Origin of the sequence: Streptacidiphilus sp. EB103A (genome assembly GCF_041261405.1) — a bacterium.
Lineage (GTDB): Bacteria > Actinomycetota > Actinomycetes > Streptomycetales > Streptomycetaceae > Streptacidiphilus.
The window spans coordinates 184924-198467 of sequence record NZ_JBGCAQ010000011.1 but is presented as its reverse complement, the minus strand read 5'-3'; the positions used below and the strand labels follow the sequence as shown (position 1 = coordinate 198467).

Annotated in this window: 12 protein-coding genes and 3 tRNA genes; 8 read left to right on the top strand and 7 right to left on the bottom strand. The window is 69.7% G+C overall.

Translation table 11 applies throughout. From position 1 onward, the window contains the following. Positions 1-28 precede the first annotated feature (28 nt). Positions 29-988 carry a LuxR C-terminal-related transcriptional regulator gene (locus tag ABH941_RS19905; protein ID WP_370130754.1) on the top strand — a complete coding sequence of 320 codons (960 nt, stop codon included), beginning with the start codon at positions 29-31 and terminating at the stop codon, positions 986-988. Positions 989-1534: 546 nt separating this feature from the next. Continuing rightward, a complete protein-coding gene (locus ABH941_RS19900) occupies positions 1535-1768 on the top strand; it encodes a hypothetical protein (protein WP_370130753.1) in 234 nt (77 codons plus the stop codon). A gap of 46 nt (positions 1769-1814) precedes the next feature. On the opposite strand, the gene ABH941_RS19895 is transcribed toward ABH941_RS19900, so the two are convergent. Further along, positions 1815-1887: transfer RNA gene (locus tag ABH941_RS19895), tRNA-Ala, on the bottom strand. 81 nt (positions 1888-1968) lie between these two features. Continuing rightward, positions 1969-3438 (bottom strand): MFS transporter, encoded by a 1470-nt coding sequence (locus ABH941_RS19890; protein ID WP_370130752.1) that lies wholly within the window; start codon positions 3436-3438, stop codon positions 1969-1971. A 102-nt stretch (positions 3439-3540) separates the two neighbouring features. Between ABH941_RS19890 and ABH941_RS19885 the strand changes: the two genes are divergently transcribed. The 6 genes from ABH941_RS19885 (at position 3541) to ABH941_RS19860 (ending at position 10343) form a co-directional block, all read left to right on the top strand. Then, positions 3541-4431 (top strand): helix-turn-helix transcriptional regulator, encoded by an 891-nt coding sequence (locus ABH941_RS19885; protein ID WP_370130751.1) that lies wholly within the window; start codon positions 3541-3543, stop codon positions 4429-4431. Positions 4432-4969: 538 nt separating this feature from the next. After that, positions 4970-6061, top strand: coding sequence for a phytanoyl-CoA dioxygenase family protein (locus ABH941_RS19880; protein WP_370130835.1), 1092 nt, complete (start codon positions 4970-4972; stop codon positions 6059-6061). Further along, on the top strand, positions 6043-7374 hold the full coding sequence (locus ABH941_RS19875) for a DUF6271 family protein (RefSeq protein WP_370130750.1): 1332 nt from the start codon (positions 6043-6045) through the stop codon (positions 7372-7374). Before ABH941_RS19880 ends, ABH941_RS19875 begins: the two co-directional genes overlap by 19 nt. Continuing rightward, positions 7371-8576 (top strand): type III PLP-dependent enzyme, encoded by a 1206-nt coding sequence (locus ABH941_RS19870; protein WP_370130749.1) that lies wholly within the window; start codon positions 7371-7373, stop codon positions 8574-8576. The genes ABH941_RS19875 and ABH941_RS19870 overlap by 4 nt, the downstream gene beginning before the upstream one ends. Then, positions 8569-9114, top strand: a complete 546-nt coding sequence (locus tag ABH941_RS19865; RefSeq protein WP_370130748.1) for a GNAT family N-acetyltransferase — start codon at positions 8569-8571, stop codon at positions 9112-9114. The genes ABH941_RS19870 and ABH941_RS19865 overlap by 8 nt, the downstream gene beginning before the upstream one ends. Before the next feature lie 5 nt (positions 9115-9119). Beyond that, positions 9120-10343: an MFS transporter gene (locus ABH941_RS19860; RefSeq protein ID WP_370130747.1), complete on the top strand. Its 1224-nt coding sequence runs from the start codon at positions 9120-9122 to the stop codon at positions 10341-10343. Positions 10344-10409: 66 nt separating this feature from the next. On the opposite strand, the gene ABH941_RS19855 is transcribed toward ABH941_RS19860, so the two are convergent. The 5 genes from ABH941_RS19855 to ABH941_RS19835 form a co-directional block, all read right to left on the bottom strand. Further along, positions 10410-10482: transfer RNA gene (locus ABH941_RS19855), tRNA-Ala, on the bottom strand. A gap of 30 nt (positions 10483-10512) precedes the next feature. Further along, positions 10513-10585, bottom strand: a tRNA-Ala gene (locus ABH941_RS19850). Positions 10586-10676: 91 nt separating this feature from the next. Continuing rightward, entirely contained in the window at positions 10677-11330 is a 654-nt protein-coding gene (locus tag ABH941_RS19845) for a histidine phosphatase family protein (protein WP_134005147.1), read from the bottom strand. Continuing rightward, on the bottom strand, positions 11327-11797 hold the full coding sequence (gene rsfS, locus ABH941_RS19840) for a ribosome silencing factor (protein ID WP_370130746.1): 471 nt from the start codon (positions 11795-11797) through the stop codon (positions 11327-11329). The genes ABH941_RS19845 and rsfS overlap by 4 nt, the downstream gene beginning before the upstream one ends. Positions 11798-11879: 82 nt before the next feature. Further along, positions 11880-13532: a LytR C-terminal domain-containing protein gene (locus ABH941_RS19835; protein ID WP_370130745.1), complete on the bottom strand. Its 1653-nt coding sequence runs from the start codon at positions 13530-13532 to the stop codon at positions 11880-11882. Between the last annotated feature and the right edge of the window lie 12 nt (positions 13533-13544).

The window sequence follows — 13544 nt, the reverse complement described above, 5'->3', positions numbered from 1 at the left end:
CCGACAGACCTTTGTGGGGAGCGGGCGGGTGGAACGGCGCGATCTGACGCCCCGAGAAGAGGCGCTGTACCGCCTTGTGCTCGAGCAGGGGCAGATGCCTGTGGCCGACGCCACCCAATTGGTCGGCGACAAGGATGCCCTGGCCTATCTGTTGGAGTTCGGGCTGTTGGCCGTCGACCCGGAGTTTCCGGATGTGGTGGCCGCCGGAGATCCCGAGCTTGCCGCAGCACGCCAGTCATCACGCGTGCTGAAGGAAGTGGTTCGCGATCTGCTGTGGGTGTCGCGGCTGCCTCAGTCCACCGCCTCCCTGACCAAGCAGTACATACGCGCCCAGGAGTCCCAGAGCGGTGCCATCGAGGTGGTCACGGGGACGCCCGCCATCGACCAGCGTCTGTCCATGCTGCTGGAGAGTTGCCAGGAGCGGATGCTGACCATCCATCCGGAGGCCACCAGGCCGTCAGCGACGCTGCAGTCCGTCATCGGGCGGGATCTTGATGCCGTCCGGCGCGGTGCCGATGTCCGCATGCTCTACCTGACTCCAGTACGGCGCCAATCAGCTGCGCAGGCATATGTGGAAGCAGTCACGGCAGCAGGTGCCGGTGTTCGGACACTGGCGCACCTGCCTCAGCGTCAGTTCGTGATCGACGATACCGTGATCATTCCCTACAACGGCGACATCAGTGGAGCGGTCTTCATTCAGGACCCCTCGACCGTTACTGCCCTCGCACGCATTTTCGAAGTGCTCTGGCAATTGGGCGAGGACTTCATGCCTCGTCCAGGACAAGAAGCGCCGATCGACAAGACGCTGCTGACGGTGATGCGCATGCTGGTCGATGGAATGAGCACCCGGCAGATAGCCAGGAATCTTCAGCTGAGCGAGCGGATGGTCACGCGAATTCGTGCGGAGATCAACGAAGAGTACGGCACGGATTCGGCCATTCGCCTCGGCTGGCTGCTGCACGAACGCTTTCCGAACGGAATCAATTAGGGCGACGCCGGCACGTCGCCCTAATCAACCATGCTATTTAAGCAAGGACGCGTTCTGGTTCCAGCCTGAGTCAGCCTCAATAACATGGCTCTGGCCATGCGTGACATGCGACCCCAGGCTGGAGGCGGCTGGAGCAACCACACCCAGGGACACGCCGACAACCGCAGCTCCGGCTGCAAGCAGCGTTCCGACCGCGATCCGAATCCGCTTCACTTTGGTTGACTCCTCTCGGTGGGGCCGAGGGTGCCCCGTCGCGCCCATATGGGCATGGCAACACATTATAAGTACCGACCAATCTTAGCCCACGATCTTCACCAGCCCCAGAGGGGAAGCGGCAAAATGCGGCATCGAACGAGAATGCCCCTTTTAGGCCGATCCATCCCATAAGCTATCTGAGAACCACTGCTGCTACTTTGCCCGTCTTATTCACCATTTGTCGGGCGGGGTGCATGAACGACGATGCACTGCCACCCCCCACCAGGGTGAATCTGAGACAAGCACTCGCACCCACTTCCCCCTCAACCGCCGAGCAGAGAAGATGGGGACATGCCAATCGAGACCGTCGAAGCCATCCCCCTACTGGCGCAGATCCACCTGCGCACCCGCGAGCACAAGGAGGAGCTGTGGGAGCTGGCGGTCCGCGCATTCCAAGCAGGGGCGACACCGGCGAGCATCGCCAGAGTGATGGGGCTGAGCGAGACCGAGATCGGCCAACTCTCGCAGGCGCTCAGTGCCGCGACCGCAGATAGCGTCAACATACCTGCCTCGCAGGCATCTTGAGGACGAAAAGATCCCGCCCGGTCTCTCGACCGGACGGGATCCACTGTGGAGCTACGGGGAATTGAACCCCGGACCTCTTGCATGCCATGCAAGCGCTCTACCAACTGAGCTACAGCCCCGGACCGCCGCCGAGCGGGTTCCGTCTCCGGTCCCGCTCGCGACATGTCTCACTGTACACGGTCGGGAAGGCGCCCCACCACTTACTTGTCACGCCTCCGACCTGCGAGGATCGCTCCGATGAGCATCAGGATGCCGACCCCTGCGGCGGTGGTCGCCAGGGCGTGCCCGGAGGTCGAGGCTGCCGCCGGGTAGCTCACCTGGCTCAGGAACAGGGTGCCCAGGGTGGCGACGCCGACCACGCTGCCGAGCTGGATCATCGTGACGAGCACGCCGCTGGCGTCCGCCGCGTCGGTAGGGGCGACCCGGCCCAGCGCACGGCCCATCAGCGGGCCGTACGCGCATCCGCCGATCAGGCCGAGCGGCAGCAGCACGATCTCGACGGCGGCGCCGACCCGCTGTCCGTCCCTCAGCAGCAGGCCGACCGCCGCGTAGCCGACGGCGCACAGCGCCAGGGCGATGACCGGGAGCTGCCGGTGCATCCGCTGCGGGAGCCGCTGCCAGTACATCCCGGAGATCCCGAAGCCGAACGACATCGGCAGGAAGACCAGCCCGGCGTCGAGCGGGCTCAGACCGAGCCCGGCCTGGACGTGCATCGCCATGGCGAACATGAAGCTGCCGACGCAGCACATGATCAGGAAGAGCGCGGAGCCGGCCGTGAGCAGTCCGGGCGAACGCAGCACCCGGCCGCGGATCAGCGGGCTGCCGCCGCGCGCCGCCACCCGGCTCTCGACCAGCCCGAACAGGGCGAACAGCAGCACGCTCGCGCCGAGCATCAGCCAGCCCCACACCGGCCAGTGCTCCTCGTGGCCCATGACCAGCGGCACCACCAGCAGACCCAGGGCCGCCGCGAGGGTGACCAGGCCGGCCAGGTCCAGCTTGCGCTCGCGGTTCCCCGGGATCGCCGGAAGCAGCTTGCGCCCCGCCACCAGTAGCAGCACCCCGATAGGGACGTTCACCAGGAACACCGGCCGCCACCCCGAGCCGAACAGGTCGGCGTTGACCAGGACCCCGCCGAGCACCTGGCCGACGGCCCCCGCGCCGCCGATCACCGCGCTGTAGCCGCCCAGGGCGCGCAACCGGGCCGGGCCCTCGAAGATGCGCTGGATCAGGCTCATCACCTGCGGCACCATCAGCGCCGCGCCGACGCCCTGCAGGATCCGGAAACCGATCAGCGAGTCGGCCCCGGGCGCCAGGCCGCAGGCCAGCGAGGCCAGGGTGAAGGAGGCGACCCCGAACCGGAAGACCCGGCTGAAGCCGTGCCGCTCCCCCAGCCTCGCGCCGGTGATCAGCAGGACCGCGTAGGCGATCGTGTAGCCGGCGATGACCAGTTGCAGAGCGGCCCCGGAGGCGTGCAGATCGGTGCGGATGACCGGGGTGGCGACATTGACGATGAAGACGTCCAGGACGGCCATGAACTGGCCGACCAGGATCAGTGCCAGCAGCAGGCCGGGCCGGGTCGGCGCGGGTGGCGAAGCACCGGGGGTGCTGGGCCCAACTGGCTTGGTGGGGGTAGATGTTGTGCTGTCAGGAGTGATCTGCGTATCGGCCATGCGACTATCGTGGCGGTCATCCGGTACAGGTAGTTAGAGCCTGCTGATACGGGTACTGGGAGTACCTGTCAGCGGTTCCGCCGATGCGGCACCATGAAACGCATGAGCGTGATGGACGACGCAGTTGTCAGCAACCGTTTGGCCGCCGCCCCGCGACGCACCGAGCTCGCCGCCTTCCTCAAGGCCCGCCGGGCCCGGGTCACCCCCGAGGACGTGGGCATGGCCCCGGGCCTGCGACGCCGCACCCCCGGACTGCGGCGCGAGGAGGTGGCGCAGCTCGCCGGTGTCGGTGTCACCTGGTACACCTGGCTGGAGCAGGGACGTCCGATCAACGCCAGCGAGCAGGTCCTGAGCGCGATCGCCCGCACCCTGAAGCTGGACGGCGCGGAGACCCGCCATCTCTTCACCCTGGCCGGGCTGCAGCCGGCCCTCCCCGTGATGGACTCCTGCCCGCTGAACCCGGAGATGCAGACCATCCTGGACGCGCTGTCCCCGCTCCCCGCGTCGATCACCAGCGCCCGTTACGACATCCTGCGCTGGAACGCCGCCTACGAGGCGCTGTTCCCCGGCGTCACCCGCGCCGAGACCGGGCGGCACAACACCATGTGGTCCACCGCGACCATCCCGGAATGCTGCAACGCCTTCGTCAACCGCGCCGAGGAACTGCCGCGGATGGTCGCGGTGCTGCGCTCCGGCTACGGGCAGCATGTCGGCGAACCCTACTGGGAGGACTTCATCCGCGACCTGATCGGCGCCAGCGCGGAGTTCGCCCGGCTCTGGGCGCAGCAGGACGTGGCCGCGCACTCCACTCGGCACAAGATCTTCCGGCACGCGGCGGTCGGCGAGGTGCGGATGTCGGCGACCAACCTGACCTCGATGGGCATGCCCGAGGGGCGGCTGGTGGTGTACACCCCGGAGGACGAGGAGAGCCGGCAGCGGATCGCGTGGCTGATGGCCAACCCGGGCCTGCCGGTGGTAGACCACACGCACTGATCGAGCGCAACGCCTCCCCCGCGGGTCGCTGGTACGGACCAGGGGATGGTGTCCCGGGTCGCGCGAGGCTGTCAAGGGGACCCCTATCAAGCCACTGACCTGGACTTTTGGCCTGAAACCGCGCAGGTCGCCGGAGCACCTGCACTGACCTGCGCCTGCGCCTGGTCTTTGCATATCCATGACATTCTGCACACACAATCTCCTTGAGCCAGCTGTTGACGTGACCACTTGGTCTAGTCCAATTTGGTGGGGCGGGAGTTCACCGAGTGAAGAACGCGACGGCACTGGACCAGAGGAAGACAAGCAGCGTGCCGCTCCCGCGAAGATCCCCGACTTCTCCAGGTTGACCAGCGCGCAGCCGGCCTGCGCGACATCCGAGTCCCTCCGAGCCTCTGTCGGCCTCCCCCCTGTTCGTCCTCCCTGCTCGTCCTCTCGTGCTGCCCGCGCATGACCCGCCGCAGCGTCAGCCCGTCGTGGGCTGCCCGGCGCCTCGCACCCATGCCGATTCCGTGTCGATTCCGTGGAGCGACCCATGCCGATGCCTGATGACCCCTACCTGTACCGAGCCGCCTCCGACCTGCCGTACTTCAGCTCGGACGGCGAGAAGTACCTGGCCCTGACCCCCCTGCGGGACCTCGAAAGCCCGCGCCCGCTGCGGGTCCTCTCCCCGGAGGACTTCGCCTTCTGGCAGACCTACGGCTACGTCATCGTGAGGCAGGCGATCCCGGCCGCCGCTGCCGCACGCCTGCTGGACTTCGCCTGGGACTTCCAGGGGCTGGACCCCGACCGGCCGGACACCTGGTACGAGGACCGCCCGTACCGCACCGACCTGGACCGTGAACTGCACATCTACGGCTTCGTCGAGGCCTACCAGCACCAGCTCATCTGGGACAGCCGGCAGACCCGGCGCGTCTACGAGGCGTTCGCGGACGTGTGGGGCTGCGAGGAGCTGTGGGTCAGCCTGGACCGGCTGAACCTCAACCCGCCCAACGTCAGAAACCGTGACCGGGCCCTGATCGCGCCCACCGACCGGGGCTTCGACATCGAGCTGCACTGGGACGTCGACACCTCGCTCGGGGTGCTGCCGCAGCGGGTGCAGGGGCTCATCGCCCTCAACAACACCACCCTTGACGAGGGCGGGTTCCAGTGCAACCCCGAGCTGTTCCGCCAGTTCGACCGCTGGAAGACGGCGCAGCCCGCGGACCGCGACCCGATCCGGCCCCGGGTCGACCGCGCCCTGATGCCGGTGGTGCGCCCGGAACTGCGCGCCGGGGACCTGCTGATCTGGAACGGCCTGCTGGCCCACGGGGTCGCCCGCAACACCTCGGCGAACGGGGTGCGGGCGGTGCAGTACCTGTCGATGATGCCCGCCCTGGAGTCGCACCAGCAGTTGCGGCGCTCCCGGATCGACTCCTGGCGCCACCTCAGCACGCCGGACTGGAACGGGACCCTGGTCGGCGACGCGGTCAAGCACGAGGCGCTGCGCTACGGGCCGGCCGAACTGAACGAGCTGGGCCGCAAGTTGCTGGGCCTCGACTCCTGGGGCAACCGCAAGCCCGCAGACAGCGGGTCCGAAGCCAGCGAGTCCGAACTCACGAACGGAGACCACGCATGCGCCGTGTCTGTCTGACTCTGCCCACCGACCGGGCCTGCGCCGGAACGATCGCGGCCGTGCACCAGGAGGCGGCCTACGCGGCCGGGCACTTCGAGGTCGAGGTGCACCTGCTGGTCCTGGACTCCTCCGACGAGGAGACCGTCGCAGAGCATGCCGCCGCCGTCCGCGCCTTAGCCCCCGTCCCGAACGTGGTGACGCACCACCTCGACGAGGCGTCCCAGCGGGTGTTCCTGCGCGGGGTGATCGAGCAGGCGCGGGTGGCCCAGCCGGAGCTGGTGCTGTCGCTGATGCTGCCGGACCGGTCGTCCTACGGGGCCTGCACCAACCGGGCGTTCCTGATCGCCCGGGCGCTCGGCTGCGAGTCCGTCCTGCGCCGCGACTCCGACATCCACTACCAGTCGCTGGACGGCGTCCCCGTCTATCCCGTCCACCACGAACTGGCGTCCCTGGGCCGGCCTGCGAGCGAGGCCACGGCGTATGTCACCGAGACCGCGCTGGACCCGGGGCGCGCGCACCGGCCGGTGGCGATGGTCGGCTCCTCCTTCATCGGCGAACTCTCGGTGGACATCAGCGAGATCGAGAAGCTGGACCCGGAGGTCTACCACGACATGGTCAGCCTGTGGGCGCCGACGGACTGGTCGGCGCAGCAGAAGCGGGAGTTGGTCGCCGAGTCGTTCCGCGGTGCGGGTACCGAGGCGTTCAGCGGTGACCGGTCGACGCTGACCGTGGTGGACCCGATGCGGGTGGACATGTCCAACATCGGTTTCCACCAGGTGCAGGAGCTGGTGCCGCTGCCACCGGGGACCGAGACCATCGGCAGCGACTACTTCCTGATCCACCTGGTGCACGACGCCGGACTGCCCGGGGTGCTGCACAACCGACACATCGTCAACTACTACACCCCCGAGCGCCGTACCGACGCGGGCTTCGCCGCCTACCACGTGCGGCTGGTGAAGTTCTTCCTGTCGATGCTCTACTTCAACGCCGTCTACGCCCGGATGGCGGCGGCCGGCGAGTCGATGCTCGACGACCGGGACCAGGTGCGGCCCGCGGTGATCGCCGGGTTCCTGCGGGAGAGCGCCGAACTGGACCGGGCCGAGAACGTCCGGCGGCTGCGGACCCTGGACGGTTGCTACCGCAGGCTGGGCGGCCGGTACGCGGCCTTCGCCGACCTGCTGGCCGTGCGCGGTCCGCGGCTGCTGGACGAGGCCCGGCGCGACATCGAGGACTTCGCCCTGCTGACCGAGGTCTGGGGTCCGCTGATACGGGCCGCCGGCACCGCCACCTCCCTCGAACCGCGACGACAGCTGGAGCACAGCAGCACATGACACATGAGAACGGGTTAGTAAGCGCCGCCCTGTCGGACGCCCTGTCCGACGCTCTGTCCGACGCCGACGGGGACCGGATCATCTTCGATCTGGACGGGATCGAGGACCGCTGCACCGCCCTGCAGCGGGAGCTGCCGCAGGTCGCCGTCCGCTTCGCGGTCAAGGCAAGCCCGGTGGACGAGGTGCTGGCCGCCCTGGCGGGGCGGGGCGCCGGGTTCGACGCGGCGTCCCCGCAGGAGATCGCGCAGGCGCTGCGGACCGGGGTGCCGGCCGGCTCGATCCACTACGGCAACACCGTCAAGTCCGACCGGAGCATCGCGGAGGCCTACCGGCTGGGGGTGTGCGACTTCGCCACCGACAGTCTGGCGGACGTCGCCGCGATCGCGCTGCACGCCCCCGGAGCGCGGGTGTTCTGCAGGCTGGCGACCAGCGGTGAGGGGGCGCTGTGGGGGCTGAACAGGAAGTACGGCTGCTCCGCCCAGGACGCGCCGGCGGTGCTGGCGGCGGCCCGGGCGGCGGGCCTGGTCCCGGCGGGCTTGTCGGTGCACGTGGGCTCCCAGCAGATGACCGCCGGGGCCTGGCGGGAGGCGTTCGACTCGCTGGCCGGCGTGCTCACGGCACTGGACCTGCGCGGCATCCACCCGGACCACGTCAACCTCGGCGGCGGCCTGCCCGCGCTCGGCTACCTGGACCGGCGCGGTGAGCCGCTGGACCCTCCGCTGGACAAGATCCTGGCCGTGATCCGTGAAGGCACCGCGCGGCTTCAGGAGGTGGCGGCCAGGCCCCTGGACTTCGTCATGGAGCCGGGCCGCCACCTGGTCGCCGACCACGGCGCGATCCGCGCCCATGTCGCCAGGCTGACGATGCGTCAGCAGCCGGGCGGGGAACGGGAGCACTGGCTCTACCTCAGCTGCGGCAAGTTCAACGGCCTGTACGAGATGGACGCGATGCAGTACCGGCTGGTGTTCCCCACCCACCGCCCGGACGCACCGCGGGTTCCCGCCGTGATCGCGGGGCCCACCTGCGACAGCGACGACGCCTACTCCCGCGGACACAGCCTGGTCCCGGTGCCCGAGGCGCTGGCCTCGGGCGATCCGGTGTGGGTGCTCTCGGCCGGCGCCTATGCCACCAGTTACCTCACCCAGGGCTTCAACGGCTTCCCGCCGCTCGGGTACACCTGCGTCCGGGGCTCCCATGGGTGAGGATCCGATCATCCGCGGGATCCGCTCGCCCGACTGGGAGGCCATCGTCGCGCTGGAGTCCGCCGCCTACACGACGCTCGGCCTGTCGGAGCAGCAGGCCGCGCTGGAGTCCCGGGTGCGCGCCTCGCCGACCACCTGCTTCGTGCTGGAGCACGGATCGCGCGGACGGCGGATCGCCGGCTACGCACTGGCGCTGCCCTACCCGAGGTTCCGCTATCCGGGGCTGGGCGAGTCGGAGCGGAGCGCGTTCCGTTCGCGCAATCTGCACCTGCACGACCTGGTCGTCGCCGAGGAACTGCGCCGTCGCGGGCTGGCCGGGCGACTGCTGGGCCATCTCGAAACGGTGGCGCGGGCCCTGAAGCACCAGCACGTCTCCCTGGTCGCGGTCGCGGGCACCGACGCCTTCTGGTCACGGCACGGATTCGTGCCCCACCAGGAGGTGGCCGCACCGGTGCACTACGGCGCGCACGCCGTCTACATGTCCAAACCGCTCGGCGGCCCGCCGTACGGCCCACCCCCGCACCACGAAGGAGACTGACGCCCATGTTCCGTGTTCAGGACGAGTTTCGCCGGACCCAGCTGGCGGTGGTGGCGCTGTTCTGTTCGCTCGGGTTCCAGTACGCCACCTGGGCCTCGCGGATACCGGCGATCAAGGCGCACCTGGACCTGAGCTCCGCGCAGGTGGGCCTGCTGCTGATGGCCACCGGCGTGGGAGCGGTCGCGTCGTTCCCGCTGGTGGCGCTGCTGATGAAGCGGCTGGGCTCGCGCCGGCTGTCGCTGCTGTCGGCGCTCGGTCTGGCGCTGCTGCTGCTGGCCATGGCGCAGCTGCCGAACTATCCGACCGCGCTGGTGGTGATGTGCGCCGACGGTGTGCTGGTGGGCGCGCTGAACGTGGCGATGAACGCGCAGGGCGCGGCCCTGGAGGTACGGTTCCGGCGCAACACCATGGCCACGCTGCACGCCACCTTCAGCGGCGGATCGCTGGTCGCCGCGCTGCTGGCCTCCGGTATGAACCTGCTGACCTCCTCGCTGGCGGTGCACTTCGCCGTCGCCATGGGCCTGTTGCTGCTGGCGGTCGGCTACGCCCGCCCGGGTCTGCTGACCCAGGACAAGCCCGCCGAACCGGCCACTGCCGCACCGCAGCAGAAGAAGCGCGGCAGGATCACCCTCCCCGGCCAGCTGACGCTGTGGCTGGGCCTGGCCATGGCCTTCGGCACCATCACCGAAGGGGCCATGAACGACTGGTCCTCGCTCTACCTCAAGGACGTCGCCAGGGCGTCGGCGGGGCTGGCGCCGATGGGCATCGCGGTCGTCTCGGTGACCATGGTGCTGGCCCGCCTGCTGACCGACGGCTGGCGCGGCCGCTGGGGCGACGGGCTGATCGTGCGCACCGGCAGCACCCTGGCGGCGCTGGGACTGGCCCTGGCCCTGCTGGCCGGCGGCGTGCTGCCGGCGCTGATCGGCTTCGCCTGCGTGGGCCTGGGCGTGGCCGCGGTGACCCCCTGCGTCTACGTCGCGGCGGCGGCCCAGGGGTCGGACGCGCTGACCCTGGTCGCCACCATGGGGACGGTCGGCCTGCTGGCCGGGCCCCCGGTGATCGGCTTCATCGCCAACGCCAGCGGCCTGACCTGGGGAATGGGCGCGGTCGCGGCCTCCGCGCTGATCGTGGCCCTGTGCGCGACCCGGATCCGGTGGGCGCCTGCCTCCGCAGCCGCGCACGACGACGCCGCCCCGCTCACCGCCCAGATCGAGGCCGAGGCCGTGTAGCCCCCACAACCACGAGATCCCGCCCGATCGCACTGATCGGGCGGGATCTCGTCAACTCTTCTTCTGTGGAGCTACGGGGAATTGAACCCCGGACCTCTTGCATGCCATGCAAGCGCTCTACCAACTGAGCTACAGCCCCGTATTGCGTTGTTCCCTGCTATTTACTGCGTGGAGCTACGGGGAATTGAACCCCGGACCTCTTGCATGCCATGCAAGCGCTCTACCAACTGAGCTACAGCCCCGCTGTTCCCCCAGCCGTTTCCGGCTGTGCGAACGAAGGAAACTTTAGCGGCAGGAGGGCCGAACTGCGAAATCCGACCCCGCGCCCACCCCTCAGGTGTCGTCCCCGATCACCGGTTCCGGCAGGGTCCCCGCATTGTGCTCCAGCAGCCGCCAGCCGCGGGCGCCCTCGCCCAGGACCGACCAGCAGCAGTTGCTGAGGCCGCCGAGCGCCTCCCAGTTCGAGGAGTCCAGCCCCAGCAGACGGCCGATGGCCATCCTGATGGTCCCGCCATGGCTGACCACGACCACGGTGCCGCGGTCCGGGAGCAGCTTCACCGCGTCCATGACCACCGGCACGGCGCGGTCGGCGACCTCGGTGCCGAGCTCGCCGCCGCCCCGGCGGACCGGCTCGCCGAGCTTCCAGGCGCGGTACTCCTCGCCGTACTGCTTCTGGATCTCCTCGTTGGTCAGGCCCTGCCAGCTGCCCGCGTAGGTCTCGCGCAGCCCGGGGTCGTGGGTGACCTCAAGCCCGGTGACCGCCGACAGCTCGGCGGCGGTGTGCGCCGCGCGCTGGAGGTCGGAGGAGACGATGGCATCCGGGCTGAGGGCCGCGAGCAGCCGGGCGGCGCGCTGCGCCTGCGACCGGCCGGTGTCCGTCAGCGGGATGTCGGTACTGCCCTGGAAGCGGCCTTCGAGGTTCCAGGAGGTCTGGCCGTGCCGCCAGAAGACGACACGCCTGCCGCGACCGCGGGTGCTCCCGTTCAGCGCATGCTCCGATCAGCCTCGGCCTGCAGTACGGCTTCGACGTGGTCGAACTCGTTGGGCTCGCGGACGTACTCCTCGTCACCGGGGCGGTTCCGGCTGGCGATGGCGTCCTCGGGCAACGCGATCTCCGGGCAGTCCTTCCAGAGCCGCTCCAGGCCGTAGTAGGAGCGCTCCTCGGAGTGCTGGACATGGACCACGATGTCCAGGAAGTCGAGCAGGATCCAGCGGCCCTCGCGCTCGCCCTCGCGGCGCACCGGCTTGGTCGCGTGCTCCTTGGCGAGCTGCTCCTCGATGGCGTCCGCGATGGCCTTGACCTGGCGGTCGTTGGGCGCGGACGCGATCACGAAGGCGTCGGTGATGGCCAGGACGTCACTGACGTCGAAGGCGATGATGTTCTGGGCCAGCTTGTCGGCTGCCGCCTGGGCGGCGGTGGTGACAAGTGCTACGGCCCGGTCTGTCGCGGTCACAGGATGCTCTCGGTTCGGGGACACGGATGCCTTCCAGGATCTCATGGACGGCAGACGGCCCGCTCCGGCGTTTTCGGCGTCGTCAGCCCTGGTAGTCCTTTCCGAGTACCACCACCAGGTCCGCGGACTGTGCGCTGGTGACCTTGGTCACCACTGTGGTCGGCAGGCCGAGGTCCTGGGCGAGCTGCTTGGCCTCGGCGGCGCGGGTGTCGTCGCTGTAGCTGATGCTGCTGGTGCTCCGGGTGGACGGGGCCTTGGAGTTGCCGGGGACGAGGGTGAAGCCGCCGTTGACCACGGCGGCCTCGGCGAGGTTGGCCTTGTTGCCGTCGCCGGTGGCGTCGGTGATCGCCACCCGGGCCGCCGTGGCACCGCTGCTGGTGGTGACCGTGCCGCCGAGCAGCTGCTTCACCAGGTCGCCCGCGCTGCTCGCCGGCGTCCCGTTGGCGTTCACCGGGAGCGTCCGGGTGGAGTACTTGCCGCCCTGGGCGTCCTTGGACAGGGCCGCCATCAGCGCGCCGAGGGTGGCGTCCGGCAGCGAGGGGTCGGCGACGGCGCCCATCTTGGTGATGTCGCTCGCGGCCGAGGTCGCGTCCTGGGGCATCGCCTGGACCAGCCCGGCCAGCACCTGCCCGTAGCGGGACAGCTGCGCTCCGGCGCTCTCGCCGTTGGCCTGGTAGTCGGCGTAGGCGATCGCCGCGGCGCCGGTGAGGATGGCCTTGCCGGGCTTCACCAGGTCCTTGCCGTTCTGCGTGATCGTCGTGTTGGAGTCGACGGTGATCCCGCCGAGCAGGTCGATCAGGTTCTGCAGGAACGGGGTGTAGAGGGACCAGGTCGCCGAGACGTCGGCGCCGAGCAGCGCGTGCAGTCCGTCCCGGGTCGCGGCGTTGCCCTGGGCGTTCACCGAGGAGGCCAGGGTCACCGAGGCGCCGCCGCTGTCGGTGGGAACGGCCAGGGTGCCCGGGAGCAGCAGCGTGCTGCCCTGCCCCGAGGCCGGGTTGGAGACCAGCAGCGCGGTGTAGATGTTCTTGTTGAGGTCGTGCAGGTGGACCGCGATGACGGTGCGCTGGGTCGAGGCGGCGACGGTCCCGGACGAGGAACCGCGCAGCCACACGTAGCCGGCCCCGCCGGCGGCGATCAGGACCAGCGCCACGGCGAGGGCGATCAGCCGGGTGCGCAGCTGCTTGCGGCGCTCGTCCCGGCGCTCGCCTCGGGTCTCGCTGAACTTCATCCAGTCGATGACGTCGTCGGACTCCTCCGCGTCGTCGACGAAGGCGAACTCCTCCGAGGTCGGCACGGCAGGGCCGGCCGGGGCCGCGGTCGCCCGCGCCGGCGGCACGGACTCCACCGGGGGCGCCGGCTGCTGCTGCGGGATCGCGTACTGGCCGGTGTCGTACGCCGGCTGGGCCTGCTGCTCGTACCCGGTCGGGTAGGCGGGGTACTGGGGCTGCTGCTGGTAGCCGTAGGCCGGGTCCTGGTACGCCGGGTCCGGGTACTGGGGCTGCTGCTGGTAACCGGCGTCCTGATAGCCGGCGTCCTGGTACCCGGGGTCCGCATACCCCTGCTGCTGGATCGGCCGGCCGTAGCTGTCGTAGCCGTAGGCCGGCTGGTAGACCGGTTCCTCGGGCTGGGACGGATAGTCCGGGTACTGCCCGTAGCCGTACGCCTGCTGCTCGTAGCCGTAGGACTGCGGCTGCGGCTCGCCCTCCGGCTCCCGGCGGTCTGCGGTTCCGGTCACGGCGACCCAGCC